Genomic DNA, 18,659 nt, shown 5'->3' with positions numbered 1-18,659 from the left:
ATCCGCTATGTTCTGATTTACTGTGGTGCACACTCATCGCTTTTCTCGGTGTTCTCTGTGGCTAAAAGTTTTTTAAACGATTTCTCCTTTAAGGCAAAACAACAATCTTCCCCTTTTTAGAGCCATCCCCTATACTCAACTTAACTTTAATTGTTAAGAGTGCATTCCATGGTTCAACCTATGCTCATCGCAAAAAATAATGACATCGAAAGTGTGATGCTGCCGAAAATGGCCAACCGTCATGGCCTCATTGCCGGGGCCACCGGGACGGGCAAAACCGTGACCCTACAAAGTCTGGCGGAGCAGTTTTCGCGCATTGGTGTGCCGGTATTTATGGCTGATGTGAAGGGCGATTTGTCTGGCATGAGTCAGGTTGGCGGTGGCAACGCCAAGGTGGAGGCGCGTGTGCAGCAGCTGGCGCTGACTGGCTATGCGAATAAAGCCTATCCAGTCATGTTCTGGGATATGTTTGGTGAAAAAGGCCATCCGGTGCGCACCACCTTGAGTGAGATGGGGCCGTTGCTGCTGGCACGCATGCTGAACCTTAATGAGGTGCAGGGCGGTGTCTTGAATGCGATTTTCAAAATCGCCGATGACAATGGCATGCTACTGCTGGATTTAAAGGATTTGCGCGCCATGGCGCAACATTGTGCCGAAAATGCCGCCACCTATCAGACCCAGTACGGCAATATTTCTACCGCCAGTGTTGGTGCCATTCAGCGAGCCTTGTTGCAACTGGAGACAGAAGGTGGCGATGTGCTGTTTGGTGAGCCGGCCTTGAATCTCGAAGACATGATGCAAACCGATGGCAAAGGATTGGGATTTATCAATATTCTGGCTGCGGACAAGCTGCTGAATTCGCCGCGTGTGTATGCGACGCTTTTGCTGTGGTTGCTCTCCGAGTTGTTTGAAAAACTGCCTGAAGTCGGTGACCTGGATAAGCCAAAACTGGTGTTTTTCTTTGATGAGGCGCATTTGCTGTTTAATGATGCGCCGACCATTCTGATGCAAAAAATCGAGCAGGTAGTGCGCCTGGTGCGCTCCAAAGGCGTGGGCGTCTACTTTGTGTCGCAAAACCCGCTGGATATTCCAGATGTGGTGTTGGGTCAATTGGGTAATCGGGTGCAGCATGCCTTGCGCGCGTTTACCCCGCGCGACCAGAAAGCGGTACAAGTGGCGGCTCAAACCTTTCGTGCCAATCCCAAGCTGGATGTCGCCACAGCGATTACCGAGTTAGGCGTGGGCGAGGCGCTGGTATCATTTTTGGATGAAAAAGGCGCGCCGACGCCGGTTGAGCGCGTGTTTGTCTGTCCACCCGAGAGCCGGATCGGACCGGCGACCGATGTGGAGCGCAAGCAGGTGATGGCGCTGTCTCTGGTGGCGGGTGTTTACGACAAGCTGGTGGATCGTGAATCTGCGTATGAGATTCTCAAACAGCGGGCAGAGCAGGCCAGTGCTGCGACGCAGGCACAACAACAGGAAGAAAGTTCAGGCTTTGATTTGGGCGGCATTCTAGGCGGTAAAACCAGCCGCTCAGACTCGGTGCTGGAGTCTGCGGCCAAATCAGCCGCGCGCGCCATCGGTTCACAACTAGGGCGGGCGATTATCCGTGGCGTGCTAGGCTCCATCATGGGGAATGGCAAAAGCAAGCGTTAACCGTGAAGTCAGTCAGGAAGAGACATGCTCAGTGATATCGCGATCGCCCAGGCCGCCACGCTAACGCCCATCGTTAACATAGCCAGCAAACTTGGGCTGGTGGCGGACGATGTGCATGCCTATGGTCAGCATATGGCCAAACTGACGCAGGCCACCGTCAACCGCTTGCAGGCGCAACCTGCCAAAGCCAAACTGATCCTGGTCACGGCGATCAATCCGACCCCGGCAGGCGAAGGCAAAACCACGACCACGATAGGATTGACCGATGCCTTGAATCAGGCCGGGTATCAGGCAATGGCTTGTTTGCGTGAACCCTCTTTGGGCCCGGTGTTTGGGATGAAAGGCGGGGCGACCGGCGGCGGCTACGCGCAGGTGGTGCCAATGGAAAATATTAACCTGCATTTTACCGGTGATTTTCATGCCATCAGTGCCGCCAATAATTTGCTGGCTGCCCTTGTAGATAACCATATATATCAGGGCAATGCGCTGCAGTTTGACACCGTCAGCTGGCGCCGCTGTATAGATATGAATGATCGCGCCTTAAGACGGCTCACGCTGGAAAATAATACCCATACCGGCTTTGATATCACCGTCGCCAGTGAGGTGATGGCCATTTTTTGCCTGGCGACCGATCTGGCCGATTTGACGTCTAGACTGGGAAGGATTCAGGTCGGCTTGAGTGCAGCAGGCAGCCCGATTCTGGCGAGTGACTTGCAGGCTGAGGGCGCCATGGCTGCCTTGCTTAAAGATGCTTTTCAACCCAATCTGGTACAGACCCTGGAAGGGTCGCCGGCGCTGGTACATGGGGGACCGTTTGCCAATATTGCCCATGGATGTAATTCTCTGGTGGCGACAAAGACCGCCTTGCGCCTGGCGGATTATGTGGTGACTGAAGCTGGCTTCGGTGCCGACCTCGGTGCAGAAAAATTCATGGATATCAAATGCCGCCAGTCTGGCCTGCGGCCGGATGTGGCGGTGATCGTTGCCACGGTGCGCGCCTTGAAATATCACGGGGGGGTGGATGTGGCGGACTTGAACCGCGAAAACCTTGCCGCTCTACAGGTAGGCGTGGCCAACCTTCGCAAGCATGTGACGAATTTACGCCAGCATTTCAATTTGCCGGTGGTGGTGGCGCTGAATCATTTTACCGCGGATACCGAGGCCGAAATCGCGTTAGTACAGGCAGCCGTGCAAGCCTTGGGCGCCAGTCTGCATGTCTGCCATCACTGGGCACAGGGCGGCGCCGGGGCGATTGCGCTGGCGCACGCGGTGGCTGACCAGGCCCAACAAGCATCGACGCCTTCGTTATTGTATGCAGACGATTTGTCCCTGACTGAAAAGCTAGACACTATTGCGCAAAAACTCTATGGCGCCAGCGGGGTGACCTTTAGTGTGCTGGCACAACAGCAACTTGCCCGTCTGGCAGAAGTCAGCCAGGGCCTGCCGGTGTGTGTCGCCAAAACGCAGTATTCGTTCTCGTGTGACCCCAAGTTGCGCAATGTGCCCGCGGATCATGTATTGCATGTGCGAGAGCTGCGTTTGTCGCGTGGTGCAGGCTTTGTCGTCGCTATCTGTGGAGACGTGATGACCATGCCCGGCTTGCCCAAACAGCCCGCCAGCAGCCGGATTAGCGTCGATGCAGATGGTAGAATACAGGGGTTATCCTGAAGTCTGTGTCATGCAAACGTTTAGCCAACTCGGTCAAGCCGATCAAACCATCAATAAATCCCGCTTTATCGCCCGCGCCAAGCGCTGTGAAAACGAGCGCGAACTGGCCCTGTTTTTACGTCAGTTTGCCAGCGAGCATCAAACTGCCGGCCACTTGGCGTATGCGTTTCGCATGAAAACTCCAGAGGGCATCGTCGCGCGGTTTTCAGATGCCGGTGAGCCGGCAGGCACGGCGGGTAAACCCATCATGCAAATGCTGGATGGGCAGAATTATGTCAATTGCTGTGTGGCGGTGGTGCGCTATTATGGTGGCATCAATTTAGGCACTGGCGGCTTGGTGCGGGCGTATGGTGGCACGGCCAAGCAGGCCATGGATCAAGCCGGAAACATGCCTTTCGTCGAGATGGTGCAACTGAAGATCTCAACCAGTTATAAACGGGTAGATGAACTGACCCGCGAAGTACAAAAGTGCCAGGGCGAAATTCTGGACAAGCAGTTTGATGAGGCTGTGCATTTTCTACTCAAGCTGCCCATGGATGCCGCCCAACAAATACGCGCCAAGTTTTAGTCGCGCAATAGACTGAACAACTGAGGAACCGGAGTTCGACGTGAACCAAACCCAACGACTGGATACTGCCACCTGTTTGCTCATGGTAGGGTTAATGTGGCTGGTATTGCAGGTGCAATTATTGCCCGCGTTACTGGTCGGCATGCTGGTGTTTGAGCTGATTCATGTCATTTCGCCGCTGATTGCACGCAAATTGCCGGGTAAATATGCCAAATGGCTGGCAGTCATGCTGATTGCCACGCTAGTGATCGGCCTGCTGGTTGCCTTGGGCATGGGGATTGTAACGCTGATCCGCAGTGACAGCGGCGGTTTGGCCATGTTGTTTGATCAACTGGCTAAAATCATTGAAGACTCGCGCAAAGTGTTGCCGCCCTGGCTCAACGAGCGTTTGCCTGATGATGCGATTACCTTGCAGCAAACCGTGATTGAGTGGTTACGTTCACATTCGGCAGATTGGCAATTGCTGGGCAAGGAGGCCGGGCATCATCTGGCGCATATTCTGATCGGCATGGTGATCGGGGCCATGGTCGCCTTGCATGATGTGCAAACACACGGTAACCATAAACCGCTTGCGCAAAGCCTGCTCAATCGCATCACGCTGTTTGCGCTGGCGTTTAAAAATATCGTGTTTGCGCAGGTGAAAATTTCCGCGGTCAACGCCAGCCTGACCGCGATTTACCTGATCGTGATTTTGCCGTTGTGCGGTGTACATCTACCATTCACCAAGACCATGATTGCGATTACCTTTTTGGTTGGCTTGCTGCCTGTGGTGGGCAACCTGATGTCCAATACCGTGATTGTCATAGTCAGTACCAGTCATTCCTTTGTGATCGCCATGGGCTCGCTGGCTTTTCTCATCGTCATTCACAAGCTGGAATACTTTTTAAACGCGCGTATTGTTGGCGGGCAAATCCGCGCGCACGCCTGGGAGTTGCTGGTCGCCATGTTACTGATGGAGGCCACCTTTGGGCTGCCGGGCATCGTCGCTGCGCCGGTTTACTATGCCTACCTTAAAAGCGAGTGTCGGGCACGGGAGTGGGTTTAAGGGCTGCAATGTCTGGATATTCGGTAAAAACATTAATCAGCCATGGCGGTCATGCTCAGATTTGTCAGTCTGGCCTGACGTGGTCGGAGGTTGAAACAGATGACCCGAACGGGCCATTGTGGCGGCTTAACCAGACAAGTATTCTACACACATCGCAAGGACACAAGAAATGACAGGGTTTAATCTAAAAGTATTATGGTTTGGATTGCTCATCCTGCTCATTGTCAGCATTTTGGATGCTTTTGTGTAATTGTGGCGTGTTTTTCAAGTTTAAAGTCTCTTTGGCCCCGACTCGTCGGGGCTTTTTCTTTTTGTCTTTTTGGGATAGCGCGCTGCGGTTATGGTGCTTTGGCCAGGCGGCTGCCAGTGCGCGCTTCATCGTTGAGCGTTTTTAAAAAGGCCACAATCGCGTCGATCTCCTTTGCATCCAGCGGAGCGGGGTCACCAGGCTGCTGGCCAAATGGGGCTTTCATCTCGATATTGTCTTGATACTTTTCTGGCAGGTCATTGAATTTGAGGCGCTTGCCGGTACGGTCATGCGGATACCATTTTTCTGGCGCGGTATCGCGTTCGGCATAAAAGCGCACGGCATCTCTGAGGGTGTGTACCACGCCATTATGGAAAAAGCTTTTTTTGCGCGCCACATTGCGCAGCGTCGGCACCTTAAACAAGCCACAGTACTCTGCATTCAAATCCTGTCTGGCCGGGCCGCACAAGCCGAGGTCGTAATAGTGCCGGTCATGATTTTGCGCGATGTGTGGATTGCGTGGCAGACCCAGCGCAGCATAGCCATGATCGGTAAATTGCGGCAGGGCACCATGGACGACTGCTGCCTGGTGACAACTGGTACAGTTGCCTTTGTTGGGATCCATAAATAGCCGCAGGCCTTTTTCTTCCAATGGGGTAAAGCGGGCCTGGCCTTGCATGACGTGATCAAACTTGCTGGAATAGGGCGCAAATTCTGTCGCGTCTTGCTGGTAGGTTTGCAGTGCCAATAAAACCGCATCCGTGATGGCGGCGTCGGATTGCAAGCTGGCCGTGCCAAACAACTGGCTGAACGCCTGGGGATAAGCCTTGCGTATTCTTTTGGTCAGCAGGCTCGGTGTCGAGGCCATTTCATTGCTCGAAAACAAAGGGATTTTTGCTTGCTCGGCCAGTGTATTGACGCGGCCATCCCAGGTAAAACCGCCTGCCGGACCATTATCCAGGCCAGGCTGTAAGCCTTCATCTTCCGTGTAGTGTTCTGTGAAAGGCGGGGTCGATTGCAAGTACATCAGGGTAGGCACTGCCCGCGTCCCCATTAACTGTATATGGTCACCGCCCTTTTGAACCGGCTGCGGGTTGCCTGGCGTAAACGCGTGCTGGGCCTGATGGCAGCTGGCACAGGATAACTTGCCCGAAGCCGATAGTTGCGCATCATGAAACAGACGTTTACCCAGCGCCGTCAATGCCTGAGTGCGTGAGGTGGGTGACAGTTTAATGGCCGCCTGGGGTTCTTGTACCAGCGGCGGGACTAAGGCTTCATCTTCCTGAGCTGTCAATTGCAAAGAAGAGAAGCAAAGCACGGTCAGCAATAATGTTTTCAAGTTGAGCATGGCTGTGAATGAGGTGAGTAAAAAAGCGGATAAACAGGCTGCTCATCCGCTTTGTTGGGCACAGAAATGTGATTATTTGGACTGGCGTCTGCGCAGCATCAGGCCAGTCAAGCCCAGGCCGGCCAGCATCATCGCAGTGTTGCTGGCTTCTGGGACTGCAGCGGCGGTTACGCGTACAGCCGTGCCGGACAGCGCGCTGATGGTCACACCTGCATCGGTACTTTGGAACATATTGCTGGTACTGGCGGCATCTTGTGTGTCAACCAGTGCACTGTAGCCAGTCGCGCCAAATTGACCGGAACCAAAGATGATGTCATAGCTGCCTGCGGCCAGATGAACGGTGCTGCCCAGTGAAGCGAGTTGATCGCCACCGGTCGCTGCAAAGACGGTATGTGCCAGGCTGTTGGCGCCCAGGGTGCTGCTATTCCAGTCACCGGCTCTGACGATCGCCCCAAAGATATTGCCATCGGAGAATTGGCTGAAGTTACCGCCAATGTAGGAAATATCCATGCTGCTGCTCAAGGTAAGGCGTACACCCAGATAATCCGTGTTATCGATGATGTAACTACCGAAAGCGGCAGATTCGCTCACATAGTCAGCACTTGAAAACACGATGGTAGGGGTGGCCGCAACACTGCTGTTGGATGCGAAGGTGAAGGCCAGCAGGGTGGCAAAGCCCAAAGATTTGATCATGATTCTTCTCCAGAAGTTAAGATTCAGTCAGCGCAATTGGGGATACCCAACTGCGCCGTATGTTGTAATGATTAGAATGCCAGGGCGTTGGTCAGGTCGCCCATGATGTTGGCACCATTGCTTTGCAAGGTTTCATCACGCTTTTTCAGGCCGTCCAATGGCGGCAGTGAGTAGCGGTGTGTGATAAAACGCAAGGCAGAACCGGTGTCATACTGGGTATGATCCACGGCGCCTTTTTTGGCAAAAGGTGAAATGATCAAGGCCGGAATACGTGTGCCTGGCCCGATCAAATCGCCTTTAGGAGGCACGGCATGGTCAAACTGGCCGCCAAATTCATCATAGGTAATCAATACCAGGGTGTTATTCCATTGCGGGCTGTTTTGCAACTGGCTGATGATGGTCATCACTTCATCATCCGCATTGGTGACGTTGGTATAGCCTGGGTGCTGGTTCAGGTTGCCAATCGGTTTATAGAACGACACGGCTGGCAAGGTGCCTTGTGTAATGTCATTCAACAAATCTGCACGGTCTTGCAGGTGGCTGTTACGGTAGGTGCCATGGGCCACTGGGTCAAAATTTGCATAGTAGTTAAATGGCTGGTGATGGGCCTGAAAGTCGCCATGGGTCGCATCTGCCACGCCAAAGCTGTTTGACTTGTAGACATTGCCGCGATCATTGACCGCATCATTCCAGCCGCCTGAGTACCATTTCCAGCTGATTTGCTTGCTATCCAGCAGGTCTGCAATGGTGGTGATGGTTTGTGCTGGTAAGGTGGTGGAAGCCGATGGATTGGCGTACAGCAGCTGGTTACCTGAGGCGCTGGTCACCGGCGCATTGCCACTGGGTTGGAATGGTGGCTGCATGGTGTTCACGGCGCGATAGCCATCACCCGCACCAAAGTAGTCCAATGGGGCAATATTGCCGCTCTTGAATGAGGTGTTGGTCGCGTTGGTGCCAATCGCAGAGGCGCTCATGGAGCTGTTGCGGGCCAATTGTGGCACGCCGTTGACTGGGGTAGTCAAGACGTTGAGAGAAGCTTTGTTATTGGCGACGGTATCAGCGGAAATTGCCGGTGCGCAAGCGCAGACCAGATACTGGTGGTTCAAGAATGAACCGCCGTATGCGGCCTGGTAAAAGTTATCTGCCAGGGTGTACTTTTTCGCCAGCCCCCACAGTTGCATTTTGCTACCATCAAAATAACCCATGGATAAACCACCGGCATCACTAAAGGCCGCATAAAGGTTATTCTGGCCGTCATTGATTTGCATGGCGTTCTCAAAAAAGCGGTGATACAGATCGCGGGTGATGTTGTTACCAGTCACCAGGCCATAGCCAAACTGGTCACTCGTGGCATCGACCTGAAAGGGCGCATTGGGCCACACCCCAGTGGTTTGTGCCTGGGTGATGGTCTGGCCAGCGGTGTTTTTCTGGCCATTGGCCAGCATGCCACCCCAAGCCGGTGGCAAGGTGGTCAGCGTCGTGGTGTAGTCTCGGTCTACCTGTTTGATCGCTTTAGCTTGCGGTGTATTCAGGCCGTTGGCGCCTGGATATTTGCCAAACAGATTGTCAAAACTGCGGTTTTCGAGGTAGATCACGACAAAATGCTCGATTTTGTCCAGATTTAGACGGTTGCTCAGCGCTTTATTCAGATTGCCTTTGCTGCCAGCCTCACGCACCGCTTCGGCAAGGCGATTTTGCAGCTCATCGTTTTCGGTCATCAGGCTGTCAAGGTCGGCGCCAGTGCTCGTTTGTGTGAAGTCAGCTTCGAGCTGTGATCCGCTGACGTGTAGTCTGGCGGCCAGACGATCGCGTGCGGTCATGTAATCAAGATTGCTGCCTTCCATGAGCGCCAGGATTTCGGTGCTCAACGCACTGACAACGGTCGTGTTTTCGGCAGCTGCGCGGTACACAGACTTCCCTGCTTGCGCCACCAGAGCACCATGGCCTGCCAGGTTAAACTCGCCGTTGGCATTGGTCTGTGTGCTGACTTCACCGCTGTCACAGCGGGCATTCAGGTTGGCGTCAATGCAAACCAGGGTATTGGCAAGCTTGGCGCCATGCAAGCCGATCACAACACCAGCGGTGCTGGCCGCGGCGAAAGCTGATCCGCTTAAGGCCATCCATACTGCAGCAGAAATTGGTAACAAACGAAAAAAATTCATAAATCATCCCCATATCAAGAGCACAAGAACAATTCTTGAGCACGGAAATCTTAACCTGGCTGTGTAACAGGTATTCAGTGGTCCTGCGCCTGAAACGTAGCTCATCATGACTAGTGGGCGTGATGGTTTTATGAAGGTTGCGTGAACCCAATACTGGCTTACATTTTTTAATGTTTTAGCGGGTGTTGAACAGCTCAAAACTAGTCAGGCATGTCACATAAATTTCATGTTTCCGTAACCTGTCTGACACAGAGTTTTTCAAGAATGCATGGGCTAACACAAGCAAATGACTTGTGACATGACAGGCACTTAACCGTGTACAAAAACGTAATATAACCATCTGCGAGAGGATGAATGATGACATTGAAACCTTGGCTCATGGCTGGGTTGATGGGAGCGACTTTGCTCTCTCAAGCACACGCCGCTGAATTAATCCAAAATGGTGGCTTCGAGGTGCAGGGTGTAGACGCCTATGACATCGTCGGCTGGCAAGTGGCTGAAGCTGGCATCCTTGGGAGCGTACTGGCACAGCAAGGCACCACGACTGAAGTCACCGGAAACACCACCGTTGGCGCTTATCAGGGCACACATTACGGTTTGCTTGATAATAACGGCCTGGCCAGCAACATTTTGTATCAAAACTTTACGACGTCGGCGGTCAGCCAGGCGACCTTGACCTTCCAAATGTTTGTCAACAATCAGTCAGCCAGCAGTGCTGTCGATGCAGGTGGCCTTGATTACACCGTTGACGCAACCGATCATCCAAACCAGCATATCCGTGTGGATATCTTAAAGGCGGGCAGTGATCCTTTTTCTACCAGCCAGGGCGATGTCCTGCAGAGCCTGTATCTGGGCGGTGCCAATGGCACGCTGGCTGCCAACAACTACCTGAGCTACCAGTTTGACCTGACCTCCATCCTGTCTGGCGGTGGCCAATTCATGTTGCGCTTCGCCAGTGTCGCCAACCAGGGTTCTCTTCAATTGGGCGTAGACAATATTAGCTTGCAAACGGCTTCTGCAGTCCCAGAAGCGGATACCAATGCCTTGATGCTGGTGGGGCTTGGTTTGATTGCCGCCATCATGCGTAGACGCGCACAATAACTTATAACGAATATCTTTGAGGAAACAATCATGCAACTGTTTAACTTAAAACGTACTGCTCTGTTGGCCATGCTGCTGGGGACACAAGTCTCCCTGACACAACCTTTGATGGCTGAGGAAAACGCCCAGTTCTGGCTCAACGATGGCGCAGCCAGCCTGAGCGACAGTAAAAAACTGGTACCGAATGCACGCAAAGCCAAAAACGTGATTTTGTTTGTCGGCGACGGTATGGGGATTTCGACAGTCACTGGCGCGCGTATTTTTGAAGGTCAGCTCAAAGGCAAGGATGGTGAGCGCAACAAACTGTCTTTTGAAGAGTTCCCTTATGTGGCCCTGTCCAAAACTTATTCGACCAACCAGCAGACCTCTGACTCTGCACCGACCATGACCGCCATTATTTCTGGCGTGAAAACCAATGACGGCATCATTTCATTGAACCAGTCTGTTCCGCGCAATGAGGCTAACCCTGCTGTGATCAATGCGAATAAAGTAACCACCCTGCTGGAACAGGCCGAGCAAGCTGGCAAAGCCACTGGTGTGGTGTCGACTGCCCGTATCACGCATGCCACCCCGGCAGCCACCTATGCACATATTTCCAACCGTGACTGGGAAGCCAATGCTAACCTGTCAGCGGCGGCGGCTAGCAATGGCGTCAAGGATATTGCCGCACAACTGATTGATAACTTTGGCAATGGCAAGCTTGGCGATGGCGTTGATGTCGTATTTGGCGGTGGCCGTAGCTACTTTTTGCCTAACAGTATTAAGGATATCGAAGGCGCCAAAGGCCGCCGTACCGATGGCCGTAACCTGACGCAAGAATATGTGAACAAGTTTGGTGGCGTCTATATCGAAAATCAATCGGCATTCAATGCCTTGAATCCAGCCACGACCAATAAAGTCTTGGGCTTGTTCAACCCCTCCCACATGGAATACGAGCAAGACCGTCCGAACGATATCGCTGGTGAGCCTTCTTTGGCAGAGATGACGGGCAAGGCCATCGACATTTTGAAGAAAAACCAGAATGGCTTCTTCCTGATGGTGGAAGGTGGCCGGATTGACCATGCTTCTCATGCAGGCAATGCTTACCGTACCTTTAAAGATGCGGTGGCGCTGTCAGATGCGGTGCGTGAAGCGGCTTCCAAAGTGAATCTGAACGACACCTTGATTATTGTCACAGCTGACCATAGCCACACCCTGACCATAGGCGGCTATCCAAAACGTGGTAACCCGATTTTGGGTAAAGTGGTTGAGCCAGGTAAAACCACGCCAACCCTGGCGGCTGATGGCAAGCCTTACACCACCGTGAGCTTTGCCAACGGCCCAGGCTATCACACTAACTCACCAGGTGATGCGGTTTACAATGAGGCGATTGCTGCAGGCCGCGTGGTCGACATGTCGGGCGTAGATACTGAGGACCCAGATTTCCACCAGGAGGCACTGGTGCCACTGAGCTCTGAAACGCATGCTGGTGAAGAGGTTGCGATTTATGCCGTCGGCCCTAAAGCCTATCTGGTCCATGGGGTACAAGAGCAAAGCTACATTTATCAAGTCATGAAAGATGCATTCGGTTTTTAATCGACTGTCTTTAGAATAGACCTGAACATCAATTGTTTTAACAGTAGGGCAGCGAAAGCTGCCCTCTGCCTTTAGTAAGAAATGGAATCATCATGAGATTGAAACAAACCGCTGGCCGTTTTGCGCTGGTGATGGCGATGGCAAGCGCTGGTGCGCAGGCCGAAGAGATCGTCAATGCACGCTATGACACCGTGCAGTGCGCCTTGCCATGCCAGGCCGATGCCGCCAAGCACTTGCAATGGTGGCTGATGCGTGACCAGGATGAGGTGGAAATTCGTCAGTTGTATCAAAATGGCGAGCCAGCACACCACAGCAGCTTGTGGCAGAAAAAACCGGGTGGGCAATTCAGCTATATTTACCTGATGCATGACGAGCAGCGCACCATTGATTACAGCGATGTGGATTTAAAACTGCTGGCGATCAAAATGGATGAAGCCACATGGCAACTGAAGACGCAATTGGTCACCGATAGCGAGTTGGCCAGCCTGCAAAAAGTGGCAGACGAAGCCAGCGAACAGTATGGCTATGCTATTGAGAAGTACAGTGGCACCTTGGGCAACGGGATCCGTAGTCAGGTCTGGTGGATTCCAGCCTTAAAATTGCCCTACAAGGTCGAATATACCTATCCACAACACACGGTCAGCATACAGTTGCAGGCGCTGCAACCGGCAGCCAAGCCTGGTCAGCCCGTCGAAGTCGCGCCCAAAACCTCTTTGACGGCGTTGAGTCAGTACCAGCATGTAGATTATGCCGATTTGGGCGATATGGAACACAACCCTTCCGAAATGCAATGGCTGGCCAAAGCGCACGATGCGCCTGGCTTGCAGTCGCATCATCATTAGTCGCGTCGGCCTGATCGCTAGCGATGTCTGGACTGCATGCCCAGGCATCGCAAAGAATAGGTGTTGATTGCTCTGATCGCATGGCGCATGCGATGGGCCTGCCGCCCGGCGGCCGAATTTGCAGCCGGGCAGTGTGGCCCTCCCAGTCATCGGCTATAATGCCTGCATGACGTTTCAAATTATTCAGCTTCTTTTATTAGTGGTGATTATTGCCATGCTGGTGTGGCAATCTCGCAGGCAACAACAGGCTGCGCAGCAGGCGCTGGCACAGTTACTGGCGCAGCAGCTTGAAGAGAAACACCGCATGATGATGCAGGAGATGCACCAGTCACTCAATCATCTGGCTGATCGCTTGCAAAGCCTGAATACCGACCAGCAAGACCGTTTGCGGGCGCAATTGTCGCAAGAGCTGACCGCGACGCGTGAAGCGATGCAGGCGTTACAGGTTGCCCAGCGCGACCACTTGAGCCAGAGCACTGAACAACTCAGCCTGAGCTTGCGTAATGGCTTGTCGGAGCAGGGCATTGCCCAGCAAAACTTGCTTAAAACCGCCTTGCAAACAACGACTCAAAGCCTGACGCAAAGCATTGAAGCACTGACCAAAGTCGTCGATGGCCGCCTGGAGGAAATGAGTGGCAAGGTGTCTATTCGCCTGGAAGAAGGGTTCAAAAAAACCAATGAGACCTTTGTGAGTGTGATGGAGCGACTGGCCACCATTGATGAGGCCCAAAAGAAAATTGATGGTCTCAGTGTGAATGTGGTCAGTTTGCAGGAGCTGTTGGGGGATAAGCGTAGCCGCGGTGCTTATGGGGAAGTGCAACTGGAAGGGCTGATCCGCAATGTGTTGCCCAATAGCAGTTTTGCCATGCAACATACGCTGAGTAACGGCGCACGCGTGGACTGTGCTTTATTTTTGCCTGAGCCAACTGGCACAGTGGCCGTTGACAGTAAATTTCCCCTGGAAAACTACCATCGCATGATAGATAGCAGCCAGGGCGATCTGGTGCAGGCGCAAGCCGCCAAGCTGTTCAAGGCCGACATCAGAAAACACATTGATGATATCAGCAGCAAATACATCATCGCCAACGAGACCTCCGATGGCGCGGTCATGTTTATCCCGGCTGAAGCGGTGTTTGCCGAGATTCATGCCTATCATAGGGATGTGGTCGATTATGCGATGCAGAAACGCGTGTGGCTGGTGTCGCCGACCACCCTGATGGCGGTGCTCAATACGGCACGCGCAGTGCTCAAAGATGTGGAAATGCGCAAACAGGTGCATATCATCAAAGACGAGCTGGGCAAATTAAGTAAAGATTTTGACCGCTTTGATACCCGCATGAAAAAACTGGCTGATAATATCCGGCAGGCGCATGAAAATGCGCAAGACGTGCATATCAGCAGTCAGAAGATTTCCAGACGCTTCGCCCAGATTGAAAAAGTCGAGCTGGCAGAGGCTGGTCTGGAAACGCTGGAATTGCTGGATGAATTAGACGAGGTTGGAAAGAGCACCCCTACATGAAGATCACCATTTTATATTTTGCACGCATCAAAGAGGTGGTGAATTACTCCTCTGAAGACGTAGAGTTGCCGGATGAGATAGAAACCATCGTCGCACTCAAGTCCTGGTTGTCTGGCCGCGGCGAGACCTGGCAAAAACTGTTTAACGGCAGCGGGGTAGTGCGTGCGGCTATCAATCATGAACTGGTCGACGATATGGCAACCTTTGAAGAAGGCGATGAGGTGGCGTTTTTTCCACCTGTGACCGGAGGCTGATTTGAGCAAGCCACCATTTCTGGATATTTCTGTTCAGTCTGAGGATTTTGACCTGGCCAGCGAGTTGCAGCGCTTGCGCCTAGCCTCGCCAGAAGCCGGTGCGCTGGTGAATTTTGTCGGTTGGGTAAGAGAGCACGCCAGTGAAGGTCAGTTAAGCCAGATGTTAATCGAACATTATCCTGGCATGACCGAAAAGGCCTTGCAGGGTATTGCGCAACAGGCGGCCAGTCGCTGGCCATTGCTTGGGGTGCGTATCATCCACCGTGTCGGCCTATTGGCTGCTCAGGCGCAGATTGTGCTGGTGGCCGCTACCAGCTTGCACCGCCAGGCAGCCTTTGAAGCCTGTGCCTTTATGATGGACTATTTAAAGACCGATGCGCCGTTCTGGAAAAAAGAAATCGGCGCGTTTGGCGAACACTGGGTAGAAGCCCGTGCCTCTGATGAACAAGCAAAACAACAATGGAAACAGCCCTAAATGATGCAAGTCCTCAGTCCTGAAGAAATGACCGTTTCCTACAAACTGTCACCCATGTCATTTGAGTCCACCGCCGACCTGCTGGATGCGAGTGAGCTTAGCCTGACCGACTACGGCTGGAAACTACAGCCAGAAGCACAGAAAACACTGATGATGGGCCTGTCGCTGCAACAGGATGGTTGTAATGTGCTGGTGCTGGGCACGCCTGGTTCCGGTCGTGCCGGACTCACACTGGCGGCGATGAAAGCCTCTGCCATGACCGGGATTGATACCACGCTTACCGACCTGGTGGCGCTGTATGATTTTAGCCAGCAATCCTGCGCCAACTACATCAAGCTGCCAGCCGGGCTGGGCGCCCAGTTGCGGACTGTGATGGAATCGTTTATCAAGTCGCTGGTGGCAGAGATGCAGCAATGGGTGGATGCCAATGGCCAGGTCAATTTTTCGCAGGCCGAAACCTGGCTTGAGGAGCGCGTCGATGGTTTGCGCTCGCAATTAAGCAGCGCCAAGTTATCGCCATTTTTTAATCTGATCAAACCCGAGGTGCTGGGGTATCTGCAAGCCTGGCAGCAAGTCGGCAGTGAGGGCGACAGCGGCACTGACGGCTTGGTCAATGACGGCTTCTTATCGCGTTTTCGGGTAAATCTGCTGGTCGATCAGCGCGCTAACCTCACCTCCGGCATCAAGCAGCCTGTGGTTGAGGACAAAGACCCCGGCTTTGCCGCCTTGTTTGGCATGCTGGAAACCGCGGCAGGAGAGTCGGCGCAATGGCCGGAGTTCTTACGCTTGCGTGCCGGCAGTGTGCACCAGGCCGATGGAGGCATGTTGCTGCTGCATTTACGTGATCTGATGCAAGACGAAGGCAACGGCAGCGCCTTGCTCGAAAAGCTTTACCGTCTCATGCGTAACCGCGAGGTGCAGATTGAAGACTGGGCAAACCATGCGCAGCAAGGGGCTGGTGGCAATCGTCATGGCGCCTTGCCGGTCCATGTCAAAATTGTCATGATTGCCAGCCGCGAAGATTATTACGACTGTCTTGAAGCACAGCCGGATTTCTTTGACTTCTTTCCGGTAAAAGTTGAATTTGAGGACCGCGTTGCCGCCACACTAGACAATTATGCCTGGGTGGCCGGTTATATTGCGCGTAAATGCCAGCAACAAGAAATGCCGCATTTTACGAGTGCGGCGGTCAATGTGTTGTTGCAGTTCATGCACAGGCTGGAAGAGGACCAAGGCCGTATCAGTACACGCTTTGTGCATCTGGACCAGCTCATGCATGAGAGTGCTGCGGTGGCGGCTGAAGCGCGTCTCGTGACCGATGCGCATGTCAAGCAGGCTCTGTCTGCGCGCTTGTTGCGTCAACAGTTTTTTGAAACACAGATTCGTGACTCGATTATTGATAATGAGTTATTGATTCAGGTGCATGGCAGTGTGGTCGGACAGGTCAATGGCCTCACGCACATCGAGTTGGGCGATGCCAGTTTCGGTTCGCCTATCCGGATTACCGCCCGTTGTTATCCTGGCCGCAGTGGCGTGATCAATATTGACCGCGAAGTGAATATGAGTGGCCCCACGCATGACAAAGGTATTTATATTCTGCAAAACTGGCTAAGTGCCAGTTTTTGGGCGTTGGCACCGTTGAGCCTGAACGCTTCGCTGGTGTTTGAGCAAGAATATAATGGCGTAGAAGGCGACTCTGCCTCCTGTGCCGAATTGTTTGCGCTGTTATCTGCGCTGACCGGCTTGCCGATCAAGCAAGGCATGGCCGTCACCGGCGCCCTCAACCAGTTTGGCGAAGTGATGCCGATTGGTGGCGTCAATGAAAAAATCGAGGGCTATTTCCGCGTCTGTCAGGCATTGGGCTTAAACGGCGAGCAGGGCGTCATTATCCCCAAACGTAACCAGCGTCACCTGTTGCTGGATGAGACAGTCGTCACGGCCGTGAATAATGGCATGTTCAAAATTATTGCCATTGACCATGTGCTGGAAGGCATTGCCCATCTGACCGACTGCGAAGCCGGCGTGCAAGAGGCGGATGGCACCTATCAGGGCGATACGCTCATGGCACGCGCGCAAGCTGCACTCGCCAGCTACCGGCAAACGCTGGAACGTAATCAGGCGCGAATGGCCTATATCCAGCAACAACAAGACCATCAACATTTTTGATTTATGCCACGCACGCATCACCGCAAGCAAGAGGCACCGCCAGAAAAAGACGACGGTTGCCGACTAGACAAATGGCTATGGGCCGCCCGTTTTTTTAAAACACGCAGTCTGGCGGCCGACGCCGTCGATGCCGGCAAGGTGCGCATTGATGGTGACCGCGCCAAAAATGCACGCGAAATGAAGCCTGGCATGCGCGTGAGTATTAAAAACAAGGATATGCAGATAGAGGTGGAAGTGCTGGCGCTCAGTAATGTACGGCGCGGCGCGCCCGAAGCCGCCTTGCTATACCGCGAGACTGAAGAAAGCCAACGAATACGCCAGCAGATGAAAGAGAGCGGTGCGGAGCATTTTGCCGAGCGCGACCGTGGCATGGGGCGTCCGACCAAGCGTCAGATGCGCGAGATTCAGCGCTTTATTGGACGCGGTTAGTCTAGCTTGGCCTGCGGGCGCCATTGCTCAGGCCGGTTTTTGCCACCGCCTGTGCCCGGCAAGAAACATCCAGTTTCTGGAAAATGCGTTTGAGATGGTTTTTGACCGTATTGGCACTGATATGCAGGATCATGCCTATCTCCAGATTGGTTTTGCCACTACGCACCCAATGCAGAATCTCCTGCTCGCGGTCTGATAACCCGCCTTGCGCCATACTGTCCAGCAGGTCCTCGTCTTTAATCACCGGTTTCAGGTGTCCAATACGGCGGATCGCCGCATCCAGGTGCGGCATGATCATGCCCAGCATCTGGTCTGGCACATGAAACTCTTTGGTGCGGTCAAAAAACACATAAATACAGTCTGATTTGCCACGGGTATCGCGTACGCCATACACCATGAGCGAATGCATTTTTATCAACTGCTGCGTGAACGGGTTGGGCGACTGTGCATGAATGCCCGTGGCATCAAAACGGTTAATCACAAACCATTTTTCGTCGTTTTCTACCCAGCGTTTGTACAGGTTGCACATCAGGTAGTTCACAATGGCAGAGTCTTCCAGTAAGCGCTGGGTAGACATTTCCGGGATTGCAGAAGAGACATCAAAATGCAGTTCGCCAGTGCTGAAGTCGCCCCACGCTGCCAATAGCGCATCGTGCCGCATCAGTGGATGAATGTCTTGTTTCAGCCATTGAAAGAATTCAATATGCCGTTTAATCGCATATGATTTCTGTATGGCTTGCAAAATGCCTTCCCAATAGGTTTGTTTTTTTTGTACCAGCATGCAATGACCTCAAACGGTAATGAGCAGGGCAGCATTGCCCGATGTTTCATGGTTTAAGGGTTTTACGGCATAGGCTGGCAATTCTTTAACCATGCATGTGGGAATCCTTGCAAAGTGCGCACTTGATATG

16 protein-coding genes are annotated in these 18,659 nt (G+C 53.1%); 12 read left to right on the top strand and 4 right to left on the bottom strand.

The features are described from left to right. Positions 1–168 precede the first annotated feature (168 nt). From INP77_RS05930 to INP77_RS05915, 4 genes are read left to right on the top strand one after another with little or no spacing between them, the layout of a single operon-like run. The gene (locus INP77_RS05930; protein WP_194748068.1) at positions 169–1,656 is read left to right on the top strand and encodes a helicase HerA-like domain-containing protein; all 1,488 of its coding nucleotides are present in this window, start codon (positions 169–171) and stop codon (positions 1,654–1,656) included. Between the two features lie 24 nt (positions 1,657–1,680). Next, on the top strand, positions 1,681–3,324 hold the full coding sequence (locus INP77_RS05925; protein WP_194748067.1) for a formate--tetrahydrofolate ligase: 1,644 nt from the start codon (positions 1,681–1,683) through the stop codon (positions 3,322–3,324). 10 nt (positions 3,325–3,334) lie between these two features. Further along, positions 3,335–3,892, top strand: coding sequence for a YigZ family protein (locus INP77_RS05920; RefSeq protein ID WP_194748460.1), 558 nt, complete (start codon positions 3,335–3,337; stop codon positions 3,890–3,892). A 40-nt stretch (positions 3,893–3,932) separates the two neighbouring features. Further along, the gene (locus tag INP77_RS05915) at positions 3,933–4,937 is read left to right on the top strand and encodes an AI-2E family transporter (RefSeq protein ID WP_275355687.1); all 1,005 of its coding nucleotides are present in this window, start codon (positions 3,933–3,935) and stop codon (positions 4,935–4,937) included. Positions 4,938–5,275: 338 nt separating this feature from the next. Here INP77_RS05915 and INP77_RS05910 read toward each other — a convergent pair whose 3' ends face one another. The 3 genes from INP77_RS05910 to acpA all read right to left on the bottom strand — a co-directional run bounded on the left by INP77_RS05910 (position 5,276) and on the right by acpA (position 9,387). Continuing rightward, a complete protein-coding gene (locus tag INP77_RS05910) occupies positions 5,276–6,523 on the bottom strand; it encodes a cytochrome-c peroxidase (protein ID WP_228518752.1) in 1,248 nt (415 codons plus the stop codon). Between the two features lie 81 nt (positions 6,524–6,604). After that, entirely contained in the window at positions 6,605–7,225 is a 621-nt protein-coding gene (locus INP77_RS05905; RefSeq protein WP_194748062.1) for a PEP-CTERM sorting domain-containing protein, read from the bottom strand. 71 nt (positions 7,226–7,296) lie between these two features. Further along, on the bottom strand, positions 7,297–9,387 hold the full coding sequence (gene acpA, locus INP77_RS05900; protein WP_194748060.1) for an acid phosphatase: 2,091 nt from the start codon (positions 9,385–9,387) through the stop codon (positions 7,297–7,299). Between the two features lie 354 nt (positions 9,388–9,741). Here acpA and INP77_RS05895 point away from each other — a divergent pair, with 354 nt between their 5' ends. The 8 genes from INP77_RS05895 (at position 9,742) to INP77_RS05860 (ending at position 17,748) form a co-directional block, all read left to right on the top strand. After that, the gene (locus INP77_RS05895) at positions 9,742–10,488 is read left to right on the top strand and encodes a PEP-CTERM sorting domain-containing protein (RefSeq protein WP_228518751.1); all 747 of its coding nucleotides are present in this window, start codon (positions 9,742–9,744) and stop codon (positions 10,486–10,488) included. Between the two features lie 30 nt (positions 10,489–10,518). Further along, on the top strand, positions 10,519–12,063 hold the full coding sequence (locus INP77_RS05890) for an alkaline phosphatase (RefSeq protein WP_194748058.1): 1,545 nt from the start codon (positions 10,519–10,521) through the stop codon (positions 12,061–12,063). Between the two features lie 92 nt (positions 12,064–12,155). Next, entirely contained in the window at positions 12,156–12,905 is a 750-nt protein-coding gene (locus tag INP77_RS05885) for a hypothetical protein (protein ID WP_194748056.1), read from the top strand. Positions 12,906–13,071: 166 nt separating this feature from the next. Beyond that, positions 13,072–14,424: a DNA recombination protein RmuC gene (locus tag INP77_RS05880; RefSeq protein WP_194748054.1), complete on the top strand. Its 1,353-nt coding sequence runs from the start codon at positions 13,072–13,074 to the stop codon at positions 14,422–14,424. Further along, a complete protein-coding gene (gene moaD, locus INP77_RS05875) occupies positions 14,421–14,678 on the top strand; it encodes a molybdopterin converting factor subunit 1 (protein ID WP_194748052.1) in 258 nt (85 codons plus the stop codon). Before INP77_RS05880 ends, moaD begins: the two co-directional genes overlap by 4 nt. A gap of 1 nt (position 14,679) precedes the next feature. After that, a complete protein-coding gene (locus INP77_RS05870) occupies positions 14,680–15,153 on the top strand; it encodes a molybdenum cofactor biosynthesis protein MoaE (protein ID WP_228518750.1) in 474 nt (157 codons plus the stop codon). Then, entirely contained in the window at positions 15,154–17,319 is a 2,166-nt protein-coding gene (locus INP77_RS05865; protein WP_194748050.1) for a Lon protease family protein, read from the top strand. It abuts the gene before it with no gap. A 3-nt stretch (positions 17,320–17,322) separates the two neighbouring features. After that, on the top strand, positions 17,323–17,748 hold the full coding sequence (locus tag INP77_RS05860) for an RNA-binding S4 domain-containing protein (RefSeq protein WP_194748048.1): 426 nt from the start codon (positions 17,323–17,325) through the stop codon (positions 17,746–17,748). 1 nt (position 17,749) lies between these two features. On the opposite strand, the gene epsA is transcribed toward INP77_RS05860, so the two are convergent. Then, positions 17,750–18,529, bottom strand: coding sequence for an XrtB/PEP-CTERM-associated transcriptional regulator EpsA (gene epsA, locus INP77_RS05855; RefSeq protein ID WP_194748046.1), 780 nt, complete (start codon positions 18,527–18,529; stop codon positions 17,750–17,752). Between the last annotated feature and the right edge of the window lie 130 nt (positions 18,530–18,659).

This window comes from Methylophilus sp. 13, assembly GCF_015354335.1.
Lineage (GTDB): Bacteria > Pseudomonadota > Gammaproteobacteria > Burkholderiales > Methylophilaceae > Methylophilus > Methylophilus glucosoxydans.
Note: the sequence above shows the minus strand (reverse complement) of the source record. Positions and strands in the feature narration are given on the sequence as shown.

Bases quoted from the DNA above. Each gene is read 5' to 3' on its own strand.
- epsA (WP_194748046.1), bottom strand. From the start codon at position 18,529: ATGCTGGTACAAAAAAAACAAACCTATTGGGAAGGCATTTTGCAAGCC.
- INP77_RS05920 (WP_194748460.1), top strand. From the start codon at position 3,335: ATGCAAACGTTTAGCCAACTCGGTCAAGCCGATCAAACCATCAATAAA.
- INP77_RS05905 (WP_194748062.1), bottom strand. From the start codon at position 7,225: ATGATCAAATCTTTGGGCTTTGCCACCCTGCTGGCCTTCACCTTCGCA.
- INP77_RS05880 (WP_194748054.1), top strand. From the start codon at position 13,072: ATGACGTTTCAAATTATTCAGCTTCTTTTATTAGTGGTGATTATTGCC.
- INP77_RS05890 (WP_194748058.1), top strand. From the start codon at position 10,519: ATGCAACTGTTTAACTTAAAACGTACTGCTCTGTTGGCCATGCTGCTG.
- INP77_RS05930 (WP_194748068.1), top strand. From the start codon at position 169: ATGGTTCAACCTATGCTCATCGCAAAAAATAATGACATCGAAAGTGTG.
- INP77_RS05895 (WP_228518751.1), top strand. From the start codon at position 9,742: ATGATGACATTGAAACCTTGGCTCATGGCTGGGTTGATGGGAGCGACT.
- INP77_RS05885 (WP_194748056.1), top strand. From the start codon at position 12,156: ATGAGATTGAAACAAACCGCTGGCCGTTTTGCGCTGGTGATGGCGATG.
- moaD (WP_194748052.1), top strand. From the start codon at position 14,421: ATGAAGATCACCATTTTATATTTTGCACGCATCAAAGAGGTGGTGAAT.
- acpA (WP_194748060.1), bottom strand. From the start codon at position 9,387: ATGAATTTTTTTCGTTTGTTACCAATTTCTGCTGCAGTATGGATGGCC.
- INP77_RS05860 (WP_194748048.1), top strand. From the start codon at position 17,323: ATGCCACGCACGCATCACCGCAAGCAAGAGGCACCGCCAGAAAAAGAC.
- INP77_RS05925 (WP_194748067.1), top strand. From the start codon at position 1,681: ATGCTCAGTGATATCGCGATCGCCCAGGCCGCCACGCTAACGCCCATC.
- INP77_RS05865 (WP_194748050.1), top strand. From the start codon at position 15,154: ATGATGCAAGTCCTCAGTCCTGAAGAAATGACCGTTTCCTACAAACTG.